At 63.4% G+C, this 21,886-nt stretch carries 24 protein-coding genes and 1 tRNA gene; 14 read left to right on the top strand and 11 right to left on the bottom strand.

What is annotated here, in order from left to right:
- Positions 1 to 23 precede the first annotated feature (23 nt).
- The 3 genes from ACVIN2_RS20985 (at position 24) to ACVIN2_RS20975 (ending at position 971) form a co-directional block, all read left to right on the top strand.
- Positions 24 to 434: a TIGR02300 family protein gene (locus tag ACVIN2_RS20985; protein ID WP_007598417.1), complete on the top strand. Its 411-nt coding sequence runs from the start codon at positions 24 to 26 to the stop codon at positions 432 to 434.
- A 66-nt stretch (positions 435 to 500) separates the two neighbouring features.
- A tRNA-Ala gene (locus ACVIN2_RS20980) sits at positions 501 to 576 on the top strand.
- A 158-nt stretch (positions 577 to 734) separates the two neighbouring features.
- On the top strand, positions 735 to 971 hold the full coding sequence (locus ACVIN2_RS20975; RefSeq protein ID WP_456766989.1) for a GIY-YIG nuclease family protein: 237 nt from the start codon (positions 735 to 737) through the stop codon (positions 969 to 971).
- 2 nt (positions 972 to 973) lie between these two features.
- Here ACVIN2_RS20975 and ACVIN2_RS20970 read toward each other — a convergent pair whose 3' ends face one another.
- Positions 974 to 1,435: a MarR family winged helix-turn-helix transcriptional regulator gene (locus tag ACVIN2_RS20970; protein WP_456766988.1), complete on the bottom strand. Its 462-nt coding sequence runs from the start codon at positions 1,433 to 1,435 to the stop codon at positions 974 to 976.
- Between the two features lie 153 nt (positions 1,436 to 1,588).
- On the opposite strand from ACVIN2_RS20970, the gene ACVIN2_RS20965 reads away from it, so the two are divergent.
- The 10 genes from ACVIN2_RS20965 to ACVIN2_RS20920 all read left to right on the top strand — a co-directional run bounded on the left by ACVIN2_RS20965 (position 1,589) and on the right by ACVIN2_RS20920 (position 9,815).
- Positions 1,589 to 2,014, top strand: coding sequence for an organic hydroperoxide resistance protein (locus ACVIN2_RS20965; RefSeq protein ID WP_007598424.1), 426 nt, complete (start codon positions 1,589 to 1,591; stop codon positions 2,012 to 2,014).
- A gap of 175 nt (positions 2,015 to 2,189) precedes the next feature.
- Positions 2,190 to 3,407, top strand: a complete 1,218-nt coding sequence (locus ACVIN2_RS20960; protein WP_456766987.1) for a CaiB/BaiF CoA transferase family protein — start codon at positions 2,190 to 2,192, stop codon at positions 3,405 to 3,407.
- Positions 3,408 to 3,638: 231 nt separating this feature from the next.
- On the top strand, positions 3,639 to 4,955 hold the full coding sequence (ugpB, locus tag ACVIN2_RS20955) for a sn-glycerol-3-phosphate ABC transporter substrate-binding protein UgpB (RefSeq protein WP_456766986.1): 1,317 nt from the start codon (positions 3,639 to 3,641) through the stop codon (positions 4,953 to 4,955).
- Between the two features lie 45 nt (positions 4,956 to 5,000).
- Positions 5,001 to 5,882, top strand: coding sequence for a sn-glycerol-3-phosphate ABC transporter permease UgpA (gene ugpA / locus ACVIN2_RS20950; RefSeq protein WP_027566174.1), 882 nt, complete (start codon positions 5,001 to 5,003; stop codon positions 5,880 to 5,882).
- On the top strand, positions 5,882 to 6,730 hold the full coding sequence (ugpE, locus tag ACVIN2_RS20945; RefSeq protein ID WP_354168476.1) for a sn-glycerol-3-phosphate ABC transporter permease UgpE: 849 nt from the start codon (positions 5,882 to 5,884) through the stop codon (positions 6,728 to 6,730). Before ugpA ends, ugpE begins: the two co-directional genes overlap by 1 nt.
- Before the next feature lie 5 nt (positions 6,731 to 6,735).
- Entirely contained in the window at positions 6,736 to 7,815 is a 1,080-nt protein-coding gene (locus ACVIN2_RS20940) for a sn-glycerol-3-phosphate import ATP-binding protein UgpC (protein ID WP_456766985.1), read from the top strand.
- Between the two features lie 341 nt (positions 7,816 to 8,156).
- Positions 8,157 to 8,582 (top strand): Hsp20 family protein, encoded by a 426-nt coding sequence (locus tag ACVIN2_RS20935; protein WP_027566176.1) that lies wholly within the window; start codon positions 8,157 to 8,159, stop codon positions 8,580 to 8,582.
- A 50-nt stretch (positions 8,583 to 8,632) separates the two neighbouring features.
- On the top strand, positions 8,633 to 8,905 hold the full coding sequence (locus ACVIN2_RS20930) for a BQ00720 family protein (RefSeq protein ID WP_007598581.1): 273 nt from the start codon (positions 8,633 to 8,635) through the stop codon (positions 8,903 to 8,905).
- Between the two features lie 125 nt (positions 8,906 to 9,030).
- Positions 9,031 to 9,324, top strand: a complete 294-nt coding sequence (locus ACVIN2_RS20925) for a type II toxin-antitoxin system Phd/YefM family antitoxin (protein WP_456766984.1) — start codon at positions 9,031 to 9,033, stop codon at positions 9,322 to 9,324.
- Positions 9,321 to 9,815: a PIN domain-containing protein gene (locus tag ACVIN2_RS20920; protein WP_456766983.1), complete on the top strand. Its 495-nt coding sequence runs from the start codon at positions 9,321 to 9,323 to the stop codon at positions 9,813 to 9,815. Before ACVIN2_RS20925 ends, ACVIN2_RS20920 begins: the two co-directional genes overlap by 4 nt.
- A 51-nt stretch (positions 9,816 to 9,866) precedes the next feature.
- Here ACVIN2_RS20920 and ACVIN2_RS20915 read toward each other — a convergent pair whose 3' ends face one another.
- The 10 genes from ACVIN2_RS20915 to ACVIN2_RS20870 form a co-directional block, all read right to left on the bottom strand.
- Positions 9,867 to 10,979 (bottom strand): tetratricopeptide repeat protein, encoded by a 1,113-nt coding sequence (locus tag ACVIN2_RS20915; protein WP_456766982.1) that lies wholly within the window; start codon positions 10,977 to 10,979, stop codon positions 9,867 to 9,869.
- Positions 10,980 to 11,083: 104 nt separating this feature from the next.
- Complete coding sequence (gene ptsN, locus ACVIN2_RS20910; protein ID WP_027514736.1) at positions 11,084 to 11,545, bottom strand: PTS IIA-like nitrogen regulatory protein PtsN; 462 nt, start codon at positions 11,543 to 11,545, stop codon at positions 11,084 to 11,086.
- Between the two features lie 239 nt (positions 11,546 to 11,784).
- Positions 11,785 to 12,390 carry a ribosome hibernation-promoting factor, HPF/YfiA family gene (hpf, locus tag ACVIN2_RS20905; protein WP_456766981.1) on the bottom strand — a complete coding sequence of 202 codons (606 nt, stop codon included), beginning with the start codon at positions 12,388 to 12,390 and terminating at the stop codon, positions 11,785 to 11,787.
- An 81-nt stretch (positions 12,391 to 12,471) separates the two neighbouring features.
- The gene (gene rpoN / locus ACVIN2_RS20900; RefSeq protein ID WP_456766980.1) at positions 12,472 to 14,085 is read right to left on the bottom strand and encodes an RNA polymerase factor sigma-54; all 1,614 of its coding nucleotides are present in this window, start codon (positions 14,083 to 14,085) and stop codon (positions 12,472 to 12,474) included.
- Between the two features lie 91 nt (positions 14,086 to 14,176).
- Positions 14,177 to 15,187, bottom strand: a complete 1,011-nt coding sequence (lptB, locus tag ACVIN2_RS20895) for an LPS export ABC transporter ATP-binding protein (protein ID WP_456766979.1) — start codon at positions 15,185 to 15,187, stop codon at positions 14,177 to 14,179.
- A 256-nt stretch (positions 15,188 to 15,443) separates the two neighbouring features.
- The gene (locus ACVIN2_RS20890) at positions 15,444 to 16,154 is read right to left on the bottom strand and encodes an LptA/OstA family protein (RefSeq protein ID WP_456766978.1); all 711 of its coding nucleotides are present in this window, start codon (positions 16,152 to 16,154) and stop codon (positions 15,444 to 15,446) included.
- 5 nt (positions 16,155 to 16,159) lie between these two features.
- Positions 16,160 to 16,888 (bottom strand): LPS export ABC transporter periplasmic protein LptC, encoded by a 729-nt coding sequence (gene lptC, locus ACVIN2_RS20885; RefSeq protein ID WP_027566182.1) that lies wholly within the window; start codon positions 16,886 to 16,888, stop codon positions 16,160 to 16,162.
- A 144-nt stretch (positions 16,889 to 17,032) separates the two neighbouring features.
- Positions 17,033 to 17,647, bottom strand: a complete 615-nt coding sequence (locus ACVIN2_RS20880) for a ribonuclease D (RefSeq protein WP_027514742.1) — start codon at positions 17,645 to 17,647, stop codon at positions 17,033 to 17,035.
- 130 nt (positions 17,648 to 17,777) lie between these two features.
- A complete protein-coding gene (locus ACVIN2_RS20875; RefSeq protein ID WP_456766977.1) occupies positions 17,778 to 19,298 on the bottom strand; it encodes a 4-amino-4-deoxy-L-arabinose transferase in 1,521 nt (506 codons plus the stop codon).
- Complete coding sequence (locus ACVIN2_RS20870; RefSeq protein WP_456766976.1) at positions 19,295 to 20,818, bottom strand: hypothetical protein; 1,524 nt, start codon at positions 20,816 to 20,818, stop codon at positions 19,295 to 19,297. Before ACVIN2_RS20870 ends, ACVIN2_RS20875 begins: the two co-directional genes overlap by 4 nt.
- Before the next feature lie 539 nt (positions 20,819 to 21,357).
- Between ACVIN2_RS20870 and ACVIN2_RS20865 the strand changes: the two genes are divergently transcribed.
- A complete protein-coding gene (locus ACVIN2_RS20865) occupies positions 21,358 to 21,843 on the top strand; it encodes a lysozyme inhibitor LprI family protein (RefSeq protein ID WP_456766975.1) in 486 nt (161 codons plus the stop codon).
- The last annotated feature ends 43 nt before the right edge of the window (positions 21,844 to 21,886 follow it).

Genomic DNA, 21,886 nt, shown 5'->3' with positions numbered 1-21,886 from the left:
GACATTTCCAGGATTCCTCTGCCGTGGCCAAGTCCGAACTCGGAACTAAACGTATTTGCCCGACCACGGGCAAAAAGTTCTATGACCTCAACAAGAATCCGGTGATCTCGCCCTATACCGGTGAAGTCGTGCCGATCGCGCCCATCGCGCCGGCTCGCGCACCCCGCGGCGCCGAAGCCCGCCACGCAGCCGCTGCCGCCGACGCCACGCCGGAGCCGGCGGAGGTCGAGGAGGTCTCGCTCGAGGAGGCCGATGCCGAGGAGAACACCGGCAAGGTCAAGGCCGTCGTGCCCGAATCCGAGGACGACATCGAAGTCGATGAGACCATCGAGGACGATGACGACGACGATTCGACCTTTATCGCCGACGACGAAGAAGGCGACGAGGACGTGACCGACATCATTGGTGATGTCGGCGGTGACGAAGAGACTTGAGATAATTCCAGAACTGTGGTTCTGGGTCTTTCCCGACGCGTCGCCCAAGGCGCGTCGGACGGTTAAGGGGCCATAGCTCAGCTGGGAGAGCGCTTGCATGGCATGCAAGAGGTCGGCGGTTCGATCCCGCCTGGCTCCACCAGCCTTCGCTGGCTTCGCCAGCTACGGCTCGGCAAGCCAGCTCCGCTCCATCGTAGCGAAGCTAGCGAAGGCTGCCGCGGCGTAGCCCGAAGGGCGAAGCCGGGCTTCAGCAGATCAGAAGCGGATGTAAGCTCTCCCTCGACAACTGGGGAGTGTGCTGTGAAGTACGTCTACATCCTTGAAAGCCTCAACTCGCTCCACTTCTACGTCGGGATTACCGACGATCTGCGCGCCCGACTGACAAAGCACAATGCTGGCGAGGTGCCCCACACCTCGAAATACGGGCCTTGGCGTCTCAAGACTTACGTTGCGTTCAGCAACGAGAAGCAAGCCGTAGCATTCGAGAAGTATCTGAAGTCAGCGTCCGGTCGCGCCTTCGCCAAGAAACGGCTCTAACCCTACTCCCCGATCACCGCATTCAACCGATCGCGCAACGCCACAATCTCGTCCTTCATCGCGACCAGTTCCGAGACTGAACAATCCGATGCCGCCAGGATCGATTGCGGCACGGCGCGGGCCTTGTCCTTCAGGGCGTGGCCCTGCGGGGTCAACGCGATCAGCACCTGACGCTCGTCCTCGCTCGAGCGCGTGCGCTTGACGAGGTGGGCCGCCTCGAGCCGCTTGAGCAGCGGCGTCAGCGTACCCGAATCCAGGTGCAGCTTTTCGCCGATGTCCTTGACCGGCACGTCGTCGCGCTCCCACAGCACCAGCATCACCAGATATTGCGGATAGGTCAGGCCGAGCCGGTCCAGCAGCGGCTTGTAGACGCGGTTGAAGGCATGCGCGGCCGAATAGACCGCGAAGCAGATCTGGTTATCGAGGCGCAGCGGCGCGTCCGCTGCCGAATGTTTCCGGGGCATCGAGAATCTCACAGGACTTGCTCCATTCTGGGGCCGGCCGGCGGCATATTCAATTGCGAACAATTAAATGTGAGGCCTCATAATTTCAATTGCGCGCAATCTAATTGTTTGCGATAAAGATCGCACCCCACCCGAAAACACAGGGAGACGAAAATGTCAGTGAACGTCCTTTACAAGACCAGCGCAAAAGCCACCGGCGGCCGCGACGGCCATGCTGCGACCCTCGACGGCGCGCTCGACGTCAAGCTCACCACGCCGAAGGAACTCGGCGGTGGAGGCGGTGCCGGCAACAATCCCGAGCAGCTGTTTGCGGCGGGCTATGCCGCCTGCTTCATCGGCGCGATGAAGTTCGTCTCCTCGCAGGGCGGCCCCAAGGTTCCGGCCGACGCCTCCGTGACCTCGACCGTCGGCATCGGCCCGCGCGCGGCCGGCGGCTTCGGTCTCGACATCGACCTCGCCGTCTCACTGCCGGGCCTCGCCCGCGCGGAAGCCGAGGCGCTGGTCGAGAAGGCACACCAGGTGTGCCCGTATTCCAACGCGACGCGCGGCAATGTCGATGTTCGCCTGACGGTCGTCTGATTGGTTAGCTGAAGCCGCTGGCCCGGGATGCCCTCGGACCGGCCGCTTCCGTTTGATTTGCCATCCCGCGGGATTGCGGCGAGCGGCCTGCATGACGCCCTACGCGGGAAGCCATTGCCGGCTCGGACGAACCTCGTTAGGCCTGTGATCATATCGACACAGGGGACGCGAAGGCATGACTGAAGCCGCCAGTTCTGGAGCTGCCACGGGCGCAATGAGCGGCCTGCGCGTCATCGATCTCACGCGCGTGCTCGGCGGTCCCTATTGCACCCAGATCCTCGCCGACCACGGCGCCGACGTGATCAAGGTCGAGCCGCCCGCAGGCGACGAGGTACGCGACTGGGGCCCTCCCTTCCACGAGGAAGACGCGGCCTATTTCATCGGCATCAACCGCAACAAGCGCTCGATCGGCCTCGACCTCGCCTCCGAGGGCGGCCGGACCGTGCTGCTCAAGATGCTGGAGAGCGCCGATGTCCTGATCGAGAACTTCAAGCCGGGCACGCTGGAGAAATGGGGCATCGGCAACGAGGTCCTGCGCGAAAAATTTCCGCGCCTCGTGCATTGCCGGATCTGCGGCTTCGGCGCCGACGGCCCGCGCGGCGGCAACCCCGGCTATGACGCCATCATCCAGGCCATGACCGGTATGATCGCGGCGACCGGCTCGCCCGAGAGCGGACCGATGCGGATCGGCGTGCCGCTGGTCGACATCGGCACCGGCCTCTATGCGGCGATCGGCATCCTGATGGCGCTCTCGGAGCGGCAGCGCTCGGGCCAGGGCCAGTTCCTGGAGACCACGCTGTACGAGACCGGTCTCGCCATCATGCATCCGCACACCGCGAATTATTTCATGCATGGCAAGCCGCCGGCGCTCACCGGCAACGAGCATCCCAACCTCGTGCCTTATGCGATCTTCCCGACCAAGACCGACGACATCTTCATCGGCGTCGGCAATGACGGCACCTTCCGCAAGCTCGCCAAGGAGATCGGCAAGCCCGAGCTCGGCACCGATCCGCGCTTTGCCCGCAACAAGGACCGCATCGCCAATCGCGAGGCACTGCGCGCCGAGCTCGCCGCCGTGTTCAGCCAGCACGAGGCCGAGCCGCTGTGCAATCGCCTGCTCGCCGCGGGCCTGCCCGCAGGGCCCGTGCAGAAGATCGACCAGGCGTTGACCAACCCGCACACGATCGCGCGCGGCGATATTATCGAGAAAGATTGGTACAAGGGCGTGGCATCCCCGATCCGGCTCGATCGCAGCAAGCCGAGCCTGCGTCGGCTGCCGCCGAAATTCAGCCAGCACGCGGCCGAGGTGCTGGGCGAATTCGGCTACTCCAGGTCCGAGATCGACGCGATGGTCGAGCAGGGCACGGTCTGCGGACCCGAGCGCGAGCGCTAGCGCCTCGCCTTCCTCATCCGACGGCAATGCCGCACTGCGGCGCGGGCGCTCTGTGCATCGCGAACGGAGGACGCTGCGCGCGCGGCATTCGCCTATTTGACGACTTCCCTTTTGCCGCGCTTGCCGCTTTCGTTTCGGCCGCTTACACAGTCATGTGAACGTCATATGGCGCTGCTAGCGCAAGCGATCATTTTTGACGGCCCAAGAGAACGGCCAAGGGAGGTTTACTTGATGGCTCTTAGACACTTTGGAGCGGCTGCCGCCATTGCGCTCACGGTTGGACTATCGGCCTCGCCGGCCTTGGCCGCGACCGAAATCCAGTGGTGGCACGCGATGACCGGCGCCAACAACGACGTCATCGTCAAGCTCGCCACCGACTTCAACGCGTCGCAGAGCGACTACAAGGTGATCCCGACCTACAAGGGCAACTATCCCGATACGATGAACGCCGGCATCGCGGCGTTCCGCGCCGGCAACGCCCCGCACATCATGCAGGTGTTCGAAGTCGGCACCGCGACCATGATGGCCGCGACCGGCGCCGTGAAGCCCGTCTACAAGCTGATGGCCGACGCCGGCGAGAAGTTCGATCCCAAGATCTACCTGCCCGCCATCACCGGCTATTATTCGACGTCGAAGGGCGAGATGCTGTCGTTCCCCTTCAACTCGTCCTCGACCGTGATGTGGGTGAACCTCGACGAGCTGAAGAAGGCGAACGTGGAGATCCCGAAGACCTGGCCCGAAACGTTCGAGGCCGCCAAGAAGCTGAAGGCTGCCGGTCACGACACCTGCGGTTTCTCCGGCTCCTGGGTCACCTGGGTCAATCTCGAGCAGCTCTCGGCCTGGCACAACGTGCCGCTCGCCAGCAAGGCCAACGGCCTCGACGGCTTCGACACCGTGCTCGAGTTCAACGGACCGCTTCAGGTCAAGCACCTCGAAACCCTGGTCGAGCTGCAGAAGACCAAGACCTACGACTATGCGGGCCGCACCAACACCGGCGAAGGTCGCTTCACCTCGGGCGAATGCCCGCTCTACCTGACCTCCTCGGCGTTCTTCGGCAACGTCAAGGCGCAGGCCAAGTTCGCCTTCACCGCCGTGCCGATGCCGTATTATCCCGACGTCAAGGGCGCACCGCAGAACTCGATCATCGGCGGCGCTTCGCTGTGGGTGATGGGTGGCAAGTCGGCCGAGGAATACAAGGGCGTCGCAAAGTTCCTGACCTTCCTCTCGGACACCGATCGCCAGGTCTATATCCACAAGGCCTCGGGCTATCTGCCGATCACCAAGGCGGCCTACGCCAAGGCGAAGGAAGAGGGCTTCTACAAGGACCAGCCCTATCTCGAGACCCCGCTGCTCGAGCTGACCAACAAGGAGCCGACCGAGAATTCGCGCGGACTGCGCCTCGGCAACATGGTGCAGCTGCGTGACGTCTGGTCGGAAGAGATCGAGCAGGCGCTGGCCGGCAAGAAGTCCGCCAAGCAGGCGCTCGATTCCGCCGTCGAGCGCGGCAACACGATGCTGCGGCAGTTCGAAAAGACGGCCGTAAAATAAGGCGAAGACGCCGGCAGGCCGCACGGCCTGCCGGCGTCGCCCATCATGCAAAAGCAAGCGATTTTCCAGTCAAGGCTGTTACCGTACGCGCTGGTTGCGCCGCAGCTCGCGATCGTCCTGATTTTCTTCTATTGGCCGGCGCTGCAGGCGGTGATCCAGTCCTTCCTGCTCCAGGATGCGTTTGGGCTGTCGACCACCTTTGTCTGGTTCGAGAATTACGTCGAGCTGTTCAAGGACGCGGCCTATTTCGAGGCGATCGTCCGGACCTTCTTGTTCTCGTTCGCCATCGCGGTCTCGTCGCTATCCTTCGCGCTGCTGCTCGCCGTGATGGCGGACAAGCCGCTGCGTGGCTCGATGCTCTACCGCACGCTGCTGATCTGGCCCTATGCGGTGGCGCCGCCCGTGGTCGGCGTGCTCTGGATCTTCATGCTGCATCCCTCGCTCGGCGTGCTCTCGCGCTATCTGCGCAACATGGGCATCGACTGGAATCCGCTGCTCGACGGCGACCAGGCCGCCGCTCTGATCATCCTCGCCGCCGCGTGGAAGCAGATCTCCTATAATTTCCTGTTCTTCCTCGCCGGCCTGCAAGCGATTCCGAAGAGCGTGTTCGAGGCCGCCGCGATCGACGGCGCCCGTCCGATGCGGCGGTTCTGGACCGTGACCTTCCCGCTGCTGTCGCCGACCATCTTCTTCCTGCTGGTGGTCAACATCGTCTACGCCTTCTTCGACACGTTCGGCATCATCGACACCATGACCCGCGGCGGTCCCGGAACGTCCACGGTCACGCTGGTCTACAAGGTCTATTCCGACGGCTTGCTCGGCGGCAATCTCGGCAGCTCGGCGGCGCAGTCGGTGATCCTGATGGTTATGGTCATCGTGCTCACCGGAATCCAGTTCCGCTTCGTCGAACGCAAGGTGACCTACTGATGGTCGAGGAAGAGGGCTTCCGGCGCTACATCGCCCACGCCATTTTGTGGATCGGGATCGCGATCGTCGCCTTCCCCGTCTACATCGCGTTCGTCGCCTCGACCCAGGACAACGCGCTGATCGCCAACGGGCAGATGTCGCTGTTGCCGGGCGGCCATTTCTTCGAAGTCTACTACCAGACCATTTTCGTCGGCACGAGCGGATCGACCCGCGAGCCCGTCGGCAACATGATGCTGAACTCGCTGGTGATGGCGCTGCTGATCGCGGTCGGCAAGATCGCGATCTCGATCATCTCGGCCTATGCGATCGTCTATTTCCGCTTTCCGTTCCGGATGCCGATCTTCTGGATCATCTTCATCACCCTGATGCTGCCGGTCGAGGTCCGCATCTATCCGACCTACAAGATCGTCGCCGATCTGCACATGCTCGACAGCTATGCGGGCCTGTCGCTGCCGCTGATCGCCTCGGCCACCGCGACGCTGCTGTTTCGCCAGTTCTTCATGACGGTGCCGGACGAGCTGCTGGAGGCCTCGCGCATCGACGGCGCGGGTCCCCTGCGCTTCTTCTGGGATACGCTGCTGCCGCTGTCGCGCACCAACATGGCGGCGCTGTTCGTGATCCTCTTCATCCTCGGCTGGAATCAATATCTCTGGCCGCTGCTGATCACCACCCGTGACGACATGCAGACCATCCAGGTCGGCATCCGCAAGATGATCACCACCACCGACGCGCTGACCGAATGGCCGATCGTGATGGCGACCGCCGTGCTTGCGATGCTGCCGCCGGTGTTCGTCGTCGTCGTGATGCAGAAATTGTTCGTGCGCGGACTCGTGGAGACGGAAAAGTAAATCCCATGGCTAACGTCACCCTGCGCAACGTCCGCAAAACCTACCCCGGCGGCTTCGAGGCCATCAAGGGCGTCAACGTCGATGTCGGCGACGGACAGTTCTGCGTGCTGGTCGGTCCCTCCGGCTGCGGCAAGTCGACATTGCTGCGCATGGTCGCGGGCCTCGAAACCGTCACCGGCGGCGAGATCGACATCGGCGGCCGCATCGTCAACCAGATCGAGCCCGCCGACCGCGACATCGCGATGGTGTTCCAGAACTACGCGCTCTATCCGCATATGAGCGTCTTCAACAACATGGCCTACGGCCTGCGCAACCGCGGCATGAAGGAGGCCGAGGTCAAGACCCGCGTCGACGAAGCCGCGCGCGTGCTCGAGCTCACGTCCATGCTGGAGCGCAAGCCGCGCCAGCTCTCCGGCGGTCAGCGCCAGCGCGTCGCCATGGGCCGCGCCATCGTGCGCCAGCCCAAGGTGTTTCTGTTCGACGAGCCGCTGTCCAACCTCGACGCAAAGCTCCGCATCGCGATGCGGGTCGAGATCCGCAAATTGCAGCGCCGGCTCAACACCACGTCGATCTACGTCACCCACGACCAGCTCGAGGCGATGACGCTCGCCGACATTCTCGTGGTGATGAATGGCGGCCAGGTCGAGCAGGTCGGCAATCCGCTCGCAATCTACGAGAAGCCGGCGACGACCTTCGTCGCCTCCTTCATCGGTGCGCCGCCGATGAATCTGATGTCGATCCGCGCCGAGGAGATCAAGTCGCAACTCGGCAGCACCGATGCCGGCATCCTCGGCATCCGCCCGGAGGATTTCGTCATCACCGACCAGACCCCGGCCGGCGGCGTCGCGCTCCCGCTCACCGTGGAAGCGATCGAGCGCGTCGGCGCCGAAACCTTCGTCTACGGCACGCGGGCTCAGGACGAGCAGCGCATCGCCGCCAATCCCGGCGAACTGCCGCCCGGCGAGGTCATCGTCCGCATTCCCGGCTCAGAGGCGCCGCCGATCGGCGCGAAGATCCGCGTCGCAGCGACGCGCCAAAAGCTGCATCTGTTCAGCGGCGACGGCCGGACGCGGATCGAGGCCTGACCTGGTTCCACAGGGCCGTCGATTAAAAACCGCGAAAACAACCCCATGCACAGTAGAAGGGGGTTTGTTTTCGTTGAGAGAATTCGGCCGGCTAACTCGTCGTCATGCCCGGGCTTGTCCCGGGCATCCACGTTCTTCACGCGCGAGTAAAGGTCGTGGATGGCCGGGACAAGCCCGGCCATGACGATGCGGAAGCAACGGTGCACGTAAGCGGAAATGGCCAATCCACAGCCCCCGGCTACGTCCTTGAACCCACACGCGGATATGCCCATATTGCTGATCAAGGGGTGCCTGTACGGGCCCTGATGCACCAAAGTCGCTTCGAGAGGACTTTGTAAACTATGTCTCGTGTTCCCACGCTTTCCAGTCCGTTCCTTCTGGGCTTCGACGAGATCGAGCGCGTGCTCGATCGGGTCGTCAAAGGTGCCGACGGTTACCCTCCCTACAATATCGAGAGGTGCGACCGGTCGGAGGGCCAGCCCGAGCGGTTGCGAATCACGCTGGCGGTCGCCGGATTCACCCGCGACCAACTCGATGTAACCATTGAGGAAAACCAGCTCGTCATTCGCGGACGGCAGCAGGACGACAAGTCCCGGCAATACATCCATCGCGGCATCGCCGCGCGCCACTTCCAGCGCACCTTCGTGCTGGCGGAGGGGATGCTGGTGCTGGGTGCGGATCTGAAGAACGGATTGCTGGCGATCGATCTTGCCCGGCCGGAACCGGAGAGGATCGTTAAGACAATCGCTATCAATGAGCACGAATAATGGAACGAGTAGCGGACTCGACCGCTTAGTGTTCCAGAGGAGTCGAGACCATGAGTGAAGGTCACGTTGCGTTCGAATACGAAGCCAAGAACGTCTCGCCGGAGACGCTGGCAACCCTCGGCGAAGGCCATATCGCCTATGTGAAGCAAATCCGATCAGAAGATGTGCCGGGCCTGTTTCCCGAAGCGCCGAAGATCGCGCCGGGCCTCAAGCTCTTCGCGCTCCACGCCGCCGACGGCACGCCGATCATGCTGACCGACAGCCGCGAAGCCGCGATCGCCAACGCCTGGAGCAACGAGCTGCAAGCGGTGAGCGTGCACTGAGCACGCGCGCGTCGCACGAATAGAGTTTCAAGCGGGCATGCCTTCGCAGGAAGGCGTGCCCGTTTTGCTTTTGCGGCCGAATTCGGATACTCTAAATTCTGGTTGATCCGACCAGAAGGCACAGCATGTCGACAAAGCGTCCCTCGCCGAAGAAGCGCTCCCAATCCGGTCGATGGAGCCTTCAGGATGCGAAGACTCACCTCAGCCAGATCGTCAGGGAGGCCCAACGCACCGGACCGCAGCGCGTTACGCTGCACGGGAAAGACGCCGCGGTTATTATCGCGGCGGAGGAATTCGACCGCCTCAAAAGTCCCGTAAGTGGACGCGACATCGTTACGGTCCTCGCCAAATCGCCGTTGGGCGACGTGGAGTTTGAGCGCCTGACGATCAAATCCAAAGTTCGGGACGTTGAGCTTTGAGAGGATGGCTGCTCGATACCAACGTGGTTTCGGAACTACGCAGGCCCAAACCCAATCCTGGCGTTGCCGATTTTGTTGCCAGCCAAAGCGGCGATGATCTCTATGTCACCGAGGTCACCTTCGCCGAAATCGTCTACGGCATCGAACAACTGTCCGATCCCACCAGACGCGCAGACCTTCGATCGTGGTTAGACAACACGCTGCGACCGCTGTTTGCGGGGCGGGTTCTTCCCATCACCGAAGATGTCATCGTGCGGTGGAAAACGATGGTCATCGAGGGCCGCAAGCGCCGCCATACGTTCGGGCAGCCTGACTTGTTCATCGCGGCTATCGTCGCGCTACAGGATCTGATTGTTGTTACACGTGATATCGACGAATTCGTCGAAGCGCGCGTGCCGGTGTTTGATCCGTGGACGCACAAATTCTACTGCGACGGCGACGAGACGCTCATGCGGCCACCCGTGACTCTCGAAGCGATATCGAGTTTGTAGCAAAGCAGATCGTCCCAAGCCCCACGGAAGATGGCGGCCCCGGCTCCGCGATCACTTCACAAAGCCGAGTCCTTCGCGCGCCGTGTCCACGGCCCATTTGTCGCTCAGTGGCAGCGCGAGCACGCTGTTGAAATCCGCGCGCGCATGTTTTGGGTCGGACATCATCATGTAGAGGAGGGCACGATTGACCAGGGCGAGCTGGCTGTTCGGATCGAGCCGGATCGCCTCGTTGTAGTCGGCGAGCGCGCGATCGTGCTGTCCGATGTCCCGAAACAGACCGGCGCGACTATTGTAGGCCTCCCAATTCCCCGGCTGTAATCGGATTACTTCGTCGAAATCGGCAAGGGCGCGTTTGTCGTCGCCCTTTCCGTGCAGGACGACGCCGCGAACGAGATAGGCCTTTGCGAAAGATGGTCTCATCCTCGTCACGTCATCCAGTTCCCGGATGGTGCTGTCGGCATCGTCCTTCTTCAGGAACACCATGGCCCGGCAGTAGTGGCCGCCGGCATTTCCGGGTTCCAGGCGGACGGCGCTGTCGCAATCGTCCAGAGCTGCATCGATCTCGCCCTTGTGGGAGCGAATGGTGCTTCGCAACTCGTAGGGCCAGGCGGCGGCCGGATTGCGCTGCATCGCCTCGCTGTAATCGGCGACGGCGTGATCGGTGTCGCCCTTCGCTGCATACGCCTCCCCTCGCATGACGAGCGCACGGTAAGCCTGCTTGGGGCTGCGTTCGATGGCCGCGGTGAAGTCGGCGATCGCACGATCGAAATCGCGCCTGTTGAAATATTCCTCGGCGCGCGAGGTGTAGGACGGCCCATAATTTGGGTCGAGGCGAATGGCCTCGTTGTAGTCGAGCATGGCGTGATCGCCATCGCCCTTCGCCGAATAGGCGCGACCGCGGCAATTATAGGCCCGCCCGAAATTCGGATCGATCCGGATCGCGGCGCTGCAATCCTCGAAGGCGCGATTCCAGTCGTGCTTGATGTAGTAGGCTTCGCCGCGCAGCTCGTAAGCGACCGCATTGGTTGGGTCGGCTGCGATGATCTCGGTCTTCTCCGCGATGACGCGGTCGTTGGACGCCTCGTCGGCGCGGGCCACGGCGGTGGCGACAATGGTGATGGAGCAAAGCAGACTGAAGACCCGCCCGATCGAACCGCCCATCATCTTGCAAAATCCCCGCGCCGAAAACCGTGCCGGAGACGATCTATCGCAGCGCCCGGCTGCACAATATGTCGCAGACGGCGCTGCGTCGGTTCGAGGGAGAAGGGTTAAGCCGCAGTCGCCGGCGGCAGCGCGAGCACCGAATAGATCGCCTGGGCGTCGCGCGAGGCGCGGAGCTTCTTGGCGATGTCCTGGTCGCGGAGGAGACGGGCGATGCGGGCCAGTGCCTTCAAATGATCGGCGCCGGCGCCTTCGGGGGCGAGCAGCAGGAAGACGAGATCGACCGGCTGGCCGTCCATCGATTCGAAATCGATCGGACGATCGAGACGGGCGAACAGCCCGAAGATCTTTTCCAGCTTGGGCAGCTTGCCGTGGGGAATGGCGACGCCGTAGCCGACCGCGGTGGTGCCGAGCTTTTCACGCTGCAGGAGCACCTCGAACACGGAACGCTCGTTCTGCCCGGTCAGCTCGGCGGCCTTGGCCGCGAGTTCCTGAAGCGCCTGCTTCTTGCTGTTGACCTTCAATGCCGGGAGAATCGCCTCGGGCGCGACCAGATCGGTAATCGGCATGGAAGTCTTCCGAGGTGAATGAAAACGTCAGGTTCCGAATTGGCCAGCCTGGACAAAGAACCTAGGCGGGCCGACGTCAAGAAGTTGAAGCAGGAGGCGGACTTAGCTCGCCCCTGATGTGGGGGGCTTCTACTCCAACGCAATCCCGGTGCCAACTCCCGCGTGCAGCTTTGCCCCGGTCATTGTTAAGGCGGAAAGGGGCACCCGGCGCGGGGGCCGCAGGGTGTCGCCCAGCGGCCTCAGGCCTTGCCGTCCGTCTTGACCCCCGGGGGGTCGATCCAGCCGACATTGCCGTCCGCCCGGCGGTAAATGATGTTCACCCGGCCCGAGGAGCCGTGCTGAAACACCAGGCAGGGCGCCCCGCTGAGGTCGAGTTCCATGACCGCTTCGCTGACGGACAGCGGCTTCAGCGAGGTGGTGGCCTCGGCGATGATGACGGGGCTGTAGCCGGTGATCTCGTCCTCGTCCTCACCTTCGCCCGGGGCCTCCAGCACGTAGCTGGTGGCATCCATGGCGGCCAGCGCCGCGGAGGCGACATGGGCCTTGCGGGCGGAGCGGTCCTTGAGCCGGCTCTTGTAGCGCTTGAGCCGCTTCTCGATCATCACCAGGGCCTGGTCGGCACTGGCATAGGCATCCGGTGCGTTCGAATCGGCCTCGAGCGTGATTCCCGAATCGAGATGCAGCGCGCAGTCGGTGCGGAAGCCGAAGCCGTCCTTGCTCAGCGTGATGTGGCCGGAATAATTGCCGTCGAAATATTTGCGCAAGACCTCTTCAGTCCGGTCGGTGACGCGGCCGCGCAGGGCCTCGCCGACATTGACGCTCTTTCCCGAGATGCGGAGAGTCATGTGAACCTCGCTTGGTCCGTGCCTGGCCTGGATTCGGGCCCGATAGCAGATCGAGAGTAGCGCGATTTGGCGCCGGCGCAATCAGGCCGGTTCGGGATTGCGGGAGCGATCGGCCATGGCGGTGGAGAGGACGTTACCAAGAGCGCTCTGCTTGTCGCGACGGCGTTGCACCGAGGAAGGAATGCGCATGGCTTCGCGGTACTTCGCGACCGTGCGGCGGGCGATATCAATGCCCGAGCCGCGCAAGCGTTCCACGATGGTGTCGTCGGACAGGATCGCGGACGGCGCCTCCGCATCGATCAGCAGCTTGATGTGGTGACGCACGGCTTCCGCCGAATGCGCCTCGCCGCCATCGGCCGAGGCGATCGAGGCCGTGAAGAAATATTTCAGCTCGAACGTGCCGCGATTGGTCGCCATGTATTTGTTGGCGGTGACGCGCGACACCGTGGATTCATGCATCTGGATGGCGTCGGCGACGGCCTTCAGATTCAGCGGCCGCAGATGCGCCACGCCATGGGTGAAGAAGCCGTCCTGCTGGCGCACGATCTCGGTTGCGACCTTCAGGATGGTGCGGGCGCGCTGGTCGAGCGCGCGCACCAGCCACGTCGCGTTCTGAAGCGCGTCGGTGAAATAGGATTTGTCGCCGTCCTTGCCGATCTTCTTCGAGAGCTGCGAATAGTAGGTCTGGTTGACCAGCACGCGCGGCAAGGTGTCGCTGTTGAGCTCGACATGCCAGCCGCCGTCGGGACCCGGGCGGACATAGACATCGGGCACCATGGTCTGGAGCCGGGCCGTACCGAACTTCATGCCGGGCTTGGGATTGAGACGGCGGATCTCGCCGATCATGTCGGCGATGTCCTCGTCGTCGACGCCGCAGAGCTTGCGCAAGGCCGCGACGTCGCGCTTGGCGAGGAGATCGAGATGCTCGACCAGGGCCTGCATCGCGGGATCGTAGCGGTCGAGCTCGCGGAGCTGGATCGCCAGGCATTCGCTCAGATTGCGCGCGCAGACGCCGGGCGGATCGAATTTTTGCAGCACGGCAAGAACGTTCTCGACGTCCTGCTGCGATGCGCCGAGCCGTTCGGCGGCCTGGCCGAGATCGCCCGGCAAATAGCCGGCCTCGTCGACGAGGTCGATCAAATACTGGCCGATCATGCGCTGCGCGGCGCCGGTGAAGGCAACCGAGAGCTGCTCGGCGAGATGGTCGCCGAGCGTAATCTCCGCGGCGACGAAGGCTTCGAGATTGTAGTCCTCGTCACCGGAGGCGCCGCCGCCCCATTCGGTATAGGTGGTCGGCGCCGCATCCTGGGCGTTGCGCGCGGCCGCCTCGGCCGGTTCCTCGGAGAAGACGTTGTCCAGCCCGGTGTCCATGGTCTGCTCGATCTCGGCGCGGGTGCCGAGATCCTTGCTCATCCACTCTTCCTGGCCGGGCTCGAAGGCTTCGCCCGGGCCGCCGCCGGGCTCGTCGTTGTGGCCGCCGTCGCTATCGTTGAACTGGCCGGTCTCGGCCGGGCCCTCGCCCGCGGGCGGCTCGTCATTGGCCCGCTCCAGCAGCGGATTACGCTCGAGTTCCTCTTCCACGAAGGTCGTGAGATCGAGATTGGACAATTGCAGCAGCTTGATCGCCTGCATCAACTGCGGCGTCATGACCAGCGACTGCGATTGCCGGAACTCTAATCTCTGCGAAAGCGCCATGAAGCAAGAACCGATCCCAAAAAGTTGGTCCGATTTTTGCTTATCCTAGTCCAAGCCCGATGTACACGTCTTGACGAATTGGAAAAACGGGCTAGAGGCGGAATTCCTCGCCAAGGTAAAGGCGGCGCACGTCCGGATCGGCCACGATCTCATCCGGGCTCCCCTCGGTCAGGATTTCACCGGCATAGACGATGTAGGCGCGATCGGTGAGGCCGAGCGTCTCGCGCACGTTGTGGTCGGTGATCAGCACGCCGATGCCGCGGTTGGTGAGATGGCGGACGAGGTCCTGGATGTCGCCGACCGCGATCGGATCGATGCCGGCAAAGGGCTCGTCGAGCAGCATGTAGTTCGGACGCGTCGCCAGCGCACGCGCGATCTCGACGCGGCGCCGCTCACCGCCGGACAGCGCGATCGACGGCGATTTCCGCAGGCGCGTGATGTTGAATTCGTCGAGCAGCGAGTCGAGCTGCTGCTCGCGCTTCTTGCGCGAGGGCTCGACTACTTCGAGCACGGCGCGGATGTTCTGCTCGACGGTGAGGCCGCGGAAGATCGAGGCTTCCTGCGGCAGATAGCCGATGCCGAGCCGCGCACGCTGATACATCGGCAGCTTGGTGACGTCGTGGCCGTCGAGCTCGATCGCGCCGCGATCGGCCTTGATCAGGCCGGTAATCATGTAGAACACGGTGGTCTTGCCGGCGCCGTTGGGCCCGAGCAGGCCGACCGCTTCACCGCGGCGCACATAGATGCTGACGCCGCGCACGACCTGGCGGCTGCCAAAACTCTTTTCCACGCTATGCACAGCCAGGAAGCCCGGCCGCTTCAAGAGCTGAGGCCCGCCGGACCCGTTGGGCCTGCCGGCAGCCCGCACGGGGTGAACCGCCTGGGCCCGGGGCGGCTCGGCCTGATAGTCGCCTTGGAAATCCCCTTGGAACTGATCGGGCGCATGCATCGGTTGGTTACGGGCGATCGGCGGCGCGTCCCTGACCGGGCTGGCCACGAGGCCGCCGACGCTGTCACCGAGCGCGGTGATGTCCTGGCGCGCAAATCCTGGCCGGCCGCGTTTGGCGGGGCGCCGACGGAACATGCTGAAGAGATCGACCATCCCCGCCTTCTAGCCTTTCGCGACGATCCTGCGCGGTTTTCGCGCGATCTGCCGCGCCGGCCTCAGGATTCGCCGACGCAGCATGAATGAAGGGATGTCTCATGCCCAGTGAAACACGCCCGAAAAGCGGCGAACCCCGCTTCGAAAGCCCTTCGCGCTAGATACAGTCTCGACGGGCAAGCTTCAACCTCGGATCGGCAGTATTCGATCCAAGCATCTGAAATCATTCTTCAAATTTACTTTGTCTGACTTCAGCTCATTTGGGCTTGGTTGCGCCAGGCAATTGCAGAGGTCCCGCGCCGGGCTTGCCCGCGCCGCCGGATCCGCAATCATTGCCGCCGCCCTGCGGCAGCAGGGCCTGCACCCGGCCGCTGTCGGATTCCACACGCGACACACCCGTGGTCATGTCGACCGCCAGCCGGTCGCCGCGCAGCACGTTCTTGCACTGCGTCAAGACGACGCCGCCAAGCATGGTGATGAGGTTGGTGCGGGTGTCGAACACGGCGGTCTCGCCCGTTACCACCTGGTCCTTCTGGGTGACGACGACATTGCCGCGCGCTTCCAGCCGCTTGATCGAGGAGTTCCCCCCCGGCCCCGGCGTCGCCGACTGCATCGGCGCCCCCTTTGCCGCCTTCGCCGCAGGCTGTGGCGCGGCCGGCTTGTCGCCGCCCGAATCGTAAAACACCACCAGCGTCTTCGACGTCATGGTGGTGTCGCCCTGGATGACCTTCACATTGCCGGAGAAGGTCGCCTCCTTCTTCTTGTCGCGCATCTCGAGCGAGGCGGCTTCGATCTGGATCGGCTGATCGCGGTTCTGCGAAAAACCCTGCATCGCGTTGGGCACGCCTTGCATCGTGCTCTGCGCGCTTGCCACACCCGTTGCGACCAGTGCGATGCCGACGGCGAGCGCGGCCGCGCCAGGGATGACGCGCCGCTTGTCGTCGTTGCGCGGGAAAAACCTGATCATGAAAATCACTTTGAATTGGCGGACTTGTTCTGGGGCGTACGTGTCTTCGCCGCCGGCGCGGGTTCGGCCGGCGCAGGCTGAGCAGCGGCGGGATCGTCCAGCTTGTCGAGGTGCATCACCACATTGCCTTCGAAGCGGATGACGTCGCCGCCTTCGGTGATCCGCAGCCGATCGGCGGTTAGCGTTCCGTTGGTCAGCTTAACGTCGACATGCTCATCCGAGGAGACCGTGCCCTTGCCCATGTCAACGAAGGCCGAGTTCAGCCGCGCCTCGTAGCCGGTCGAGGTGCGCAGGAAGATGTCCTTGTGCAGGTCGAGCTGCTGTTGCTTGTTGTCGAACCTTCCGGTGCGGGCATCGAGAAACAGGGTCGATTGGTCTTCCATCAGCACTTTCGCGCGCAGATCATGGAGATCGACATGATCGGGATCAGTGATGTCCTGGGTCGCGGTCTTGGCCCAGAGCTCGTAGGGTCGCTGATCCGGGGTGAAGCCGGACATATGCGGCGATTCCATCGTGATCTTGGTGCCTGTCACAACGAGATTTCCGGAGTCGAGCTTCACGGGGATCTGGAACGGGTTGAAGATGGTCGAGATGAGGACGAGCAGACCCATTGCCGCAGCCACTGTCGCCGGCACCGCGACGCGCAGAATCCGCACCAGGCGGCTGTGGCGCGCCGCGCTGGCGAACTTCGCCGCAAGCGCGGCGTCGTAGGTGACATTATGGGCCGAATTCACCTGGGCTCCTGAGGTGTCGCCCGCCTTGTCCGGCTGGCGGGCGCCCCATTGTAGCCGGCAACGCCAAAATATGCAGCCAGCGACAGGCCGTCACGAAAGTGTCTGAAACGGGGCGACCGCCCAACCTGGCCGCTCCGCGAAACGCTAGGAATGCGCGAAAATGTCCTGTTCGGCCCAGCCCTGGAGGTCGAGCAAGGCGCGGGTCGGCAGGAAGTCGAAACAGGCTTTGGCCAGCGCGGTGCGGCCTTCGCGCGCCAGCATGGCATCGAGCCGCTCGCGCAAGCCGTGCAGATGCAGCACGTCGGAGGCGGCGTAGGCGAGCTGCGGCTCGGTCAGGCTGTCGGAACCCCAATCGCTCGATTGCTGCTGCTTGGAGAGATCGACATTGAGCACCTCGCGCACGAGGTCCTTGAGACCATGGCGGTCGGTATAAGTGCGGATCAGGCGGGAGGCGATCTTGGTGCAGTAGATCGGCCCGGTCATGACACCAAACGTCTGATACAGCACTGCGACGTCGAACCGCGCAAAGTGGAAGATTTTCGTGTTCGCGGGATTGGCCAGCAGGGCCTTCAGGTTCGGCGCGTCGGTATGACCTTTGGGAATCTGCACCACGTCCGCGCTGCCGTCGCCGGGCGAGAGCTGCACCACGCAGAGCCGGTCGCGGTGCGGGTTCAGGCCCATGGTCTCGGTGTCGATCGCGACCGCTCCGGTGTAGCGGGACAGATCGGGCAGGTCGCCGCGGTGCAGGCGTACGGTCATGGCGTTTCAAACCTCAATCGAATCGATGCGCCTTGGCAGGCTCTTGGCAGGCTAATCCCCGGGACAGACGCTGGCGAGGGCCGGTCGCGATGTATCCGCTGGCAGCCGCCGGCGCAAGCATCAGGCGCGGCTAGTAGTTCAGGCGCACCAGCACGTCGTTGGTGCCGAAGGGGCTTAAGGACGCATCGCAAGCCCCGCGCCGCGCGAAGACGCAGGCCGGCTTGTCATCGCTCATCATTGCGCAACTTCGTGGCGAGAAATCCGCCGGCAATTCGCTGGCCAGGCTCGCCGGGCCGATGATGCGGTTGAACCCGGCCTGGTGCGTCTGCACCACAGCCGGAAGGCGTCCCTTGGCCAGCGGGTCGTCCCGATAAAAGGAATAGATCGGGCGGCGCGCCGCGAGCTGCCCGCGTCCGGGCACAAAGGGATAGTTGATCGCGTACAGGGCCAGACCGCAAAATTCAGGATCGGCCTCGAGCTCCGCCATCAGCTGGGCCACGCCGATGCCGCGCATCCAGTTGTCACGCATGATGAGCGTTGCGCCCGACAGACCGAGCGAGAGCAGCAGCCAGCCGCCACAAACGACGGCAAGTGCCCGGGAGCGCCACGCGCTTTGCCGGCGCATCATCTGGACCCAATCGGCGGAGCCAAGTGCCGCCGCGATGATCAGCAGGGCGATCGACAGGAAAATGAACCGGTATTCCTTGTGCACGATCATGCTGTGAAACGCGACGTTGACGACGGCCGCGACGATCAGCAGGGGGGCATGTCGCCAGCCGCGCCAGAGCGCCAGCAGCATCAGCAGTGTCGCTCCCGACCACAGAATTGAAGCCTGCAGAACGTAGGCGGCCGCCGGCGCGTCACCGAATTCCGATGCGCGGTCATGCAGGAGGTTTTGCTGAATATTCTGAACGAGCCACGCAAACGGCGCTGAACCGTGGGCCAGGTCGAGGGCGCCGGACAGCACCAAGACCACGCATCCGCCCGCGACCAGGGCGATCGCGTTTCGCAGGTCGCGCCAGCACGCCGCCAACGCAAACACCGCGCAAGCCGGCACATATTGAAAGCGCCAGACGCAGGCGAGAGCAAGCAATGCGCCCGCGGTGAAGAGCCGGTTTCGCGCCAGTTCGCCAGTCAGCAGATAGGCCGCCGGCAGGATCACGGCCGTCGCCAGCGGTTCGCTCAGCGTGTGGGGCGCGTAATAGACCAGCTCGAACCAGACCGCGGCGGCAAACGCCGCAACGACGGCATGCGACCGGGAGATGCGTTCGCCGAGATGCCAGGCCGTCACGACGATCGACAGCGAGGCAAGCCCGACCACCAGGCGAGGCACGACGAAGGCGCCCCACCCGCCCGGCGCAAGCCAGTCTCCGAGAGCGACCGGCCCTGCGAACAAGGTCGGAAGAAACCAGCTCCGGATGCCGTCGCGCCATTCCCAGGTGACGACCCCCTGGTGGCCAAGCAGGCGCCAGGCCGGCTCCAGATATTGATACAACTCGTCGACGTGAACGATGTTCGGCCAGAAGGCGAGCGGCAGCCGGACTGCCGCAGCCAGCAGCAGCAATGCGCACAAGGCGCCGTACCGCGTCGCGAAGCTTTCGGCTTTGGCCGCGGGCGCGACGGCGGGCAGAGCTGCGGCGCTGATCGTCATTGTCTTTTGGCTTCGCCAGCCAAACCGGATTGAGGCCTGACGTAAACGGTCACGTAAGCGCCGGTGTATTGCTCGCGCCAGCCTCGCCGCTCCACCAGAAACTGCCGCAGCTGTTCGTGCGCCTTGACCCACAGCACGGCATCGATCCGGTATTTATCGAGCACCGCGTCCCACGCGGCTTCGTCGATCTCCCAGCTCACCAGCTTGAAATAGTCGTGCAGCAAATCGTCCGGATAGGCGGTCGCGGCGCGGCCATCGACGAACGGGCGAACGGTGCCGTGCGTCGCGAAAATCAGGTATCCGCCGATATTCCAATGATTCAGGACCCGCGCATCGGTGAGGTGCTTTTGCAGATAGCCGGCATCTTCGCTCGACAGCATCGTCGGAAGTGCGAGCGCCGGCGCGACGCGCAAGTAAGCCAGCGGCAGGGTGCCGAGACCGACGATGCCGGCGGCCAGCAACGCTCCACGCACGTCAACGTCGGTGAGACGCCGAGGCAGCAAGCGGCTGAGGTGAAGCGCCATCGGCGCGGTGGAGAAGATGAAGAAGAACGCGATGTACCTGAACTGATACAATCCCAGAATCAGGAACAGCCAGGACATCAATCTCGGTTCGAGCGGGATGGGCCTGGAGTTTCTGTAGCGAAGCTCGAGCGCGACGAAAGTGAGCATGTACAGGATGCCGGGAATGCTGCCGGGTATTTGAATGTTGTCGTAGTAGGACCGCCATTCGGTAATATTACCCTGGACGAAGTGCCCCATCGTCGCGGCGGCGCCGGCATAGATATTCCAGCCGAGCGGATTGACGAATGTCGCAGCGAGGCACCCGATCCCGGCGAGAGCAAGGACCCTGAGATCGGCCCAGGCGCCTCTGAGCAAGGCGGCGCCGCAGAAGACGCCAATCACGAAAAAGCCGAGCAGGAAACCGCCGTGCAGATTGGCCCAAAACGCCATCAACACGGGAAGCACGAACCATCGCGTGCGTCGCAGGCATTCGCGATAGAAGACGACGCAGAACAACATCGTGCATGTATTCGGCGCGACCGCGAGATACATGTTCGGCGCAACTTCGTAGGCGGGATAGAGCAGGCAGGCGAGGAAGACCGCCACGCAAACCGCGATCGCCGAGGCGCCGTAGCCGAGAGAGATCGCAATCAGGATGCCGGCGATCGCTGCGCCACAGGCCACCGTCGACAGGACGAGGCCGCCGAAGCCCGCGTATTGAAGCGTCGCACTGGCAAGCGCGTCCCAGAGCCAGGACAGATTGAGCCACGGCTTGTCGCCGTGGGTGAACGACCAGGGGTCGTGGAGCGGGATGGCGTTGCGTTCCCGGATGAGATCCCCGGCCGCCAGATGCCAGCCCAGATCGTAATGACCGAGCAGAAGCGGCGCGTTCAAGACGTAGAACAGGCAAATGAACGAGATCAGGAACAGATAAATTCCCGATCTCAGGAAAAGCGCGCTGATCGCGTTCGCAACCTTGTCGAATGCCGGCTCGTGCCAGACCTGGTGCTGATCCACCGCTTCCCTCACGACAAAGCGAGCCCGATGGCTCCGTGCTCGCGGATGGCCGGATGCGAGCCTGCCCGCTGACTTAGGGCCAGTTTGTCTAAAGTGGGGTAAATTCGGACGGTGCAATCGATGGGGTTTGGCGGAATGAAAATCGGCCCGACGGCCGGCTTCGAAAGCCTCCAAGCGGCTGTTCCGACTTGAAAATTTTAACGCCCAGGAGGCAGAGGCCGTGCGTGCCTTAACCGGTCCCGCCGTCATTATTCGTCAGCGTAGCGCCTGTTCCACATTCAGGTGAACCAACGCTGGGCCTTCGATGACCAAAGTTGCATGTATCACCTATTGGTCGAAAATCTCGTAAGTCAGGTCAAGGCGCATTCAAAGGCATCGATTGGAGAGGGCGTAGCCGAAGCCGCAGACCCCCTCGTTTTCCCTTCCCACGCGCCGTCCGGCCCTTCCGCCACACCCGCCGGTCTACCGTCTCGCTGAGCTTCATGCGCTCGCAGTGGTATTGTTTTCCATATTTTCGATGCGCCGAACGGAGATCTCCAATGAAGCTCAAACTTGCCGCCGCGATGCTCGCCGCAAGCCTCCCGCTCGCATCGATGGCTTTCGCCCAGGGCACCGCTCCAGCCGACCTTGCGGTGATCGATGGCTGCCTGAAGACTGCGGAGAAAACCGGCGGTTTCGGCGGCGCGTGCGTCGGGCTCGTCGCCGACCCCTGCATCAAAGCGGCAGAGGGCGCGAATGACGATGTCGCCAAATGGAAAGCCTGCGCGGCGCGCGAACTCGCCGTTTGGACGCAGAAAACCAATGAGGCGCTAAAGAAAGTTCAGGCCGGCGGGTTCGCCGACGTGATCAAGGCGGTCAATGACTCGCAGAAAACTTTCGCCGCCTCGCGTGATCGCTTCTGCGCGGTCTTCGACAAGGTCGAGCCCGGCATGTACCCGGGCGACGCGAGCTACTGCCGCCTGCGCGAGACGGCGAACCGCTCGCTGAGCCTGATCAAGCTCGGCGCCGCGGTCAATGAGCACTGAGATGCCTGAGCGACTGAAGCCAGCCGCCTTCAGATCGCCTGCG

This window comes from Bradyrhizobium sp. USDA 3650 (assembly GCF_054057395.1).
This window is presented reverse-complemented; position numbering and strand designations above follow the sequence as displayed.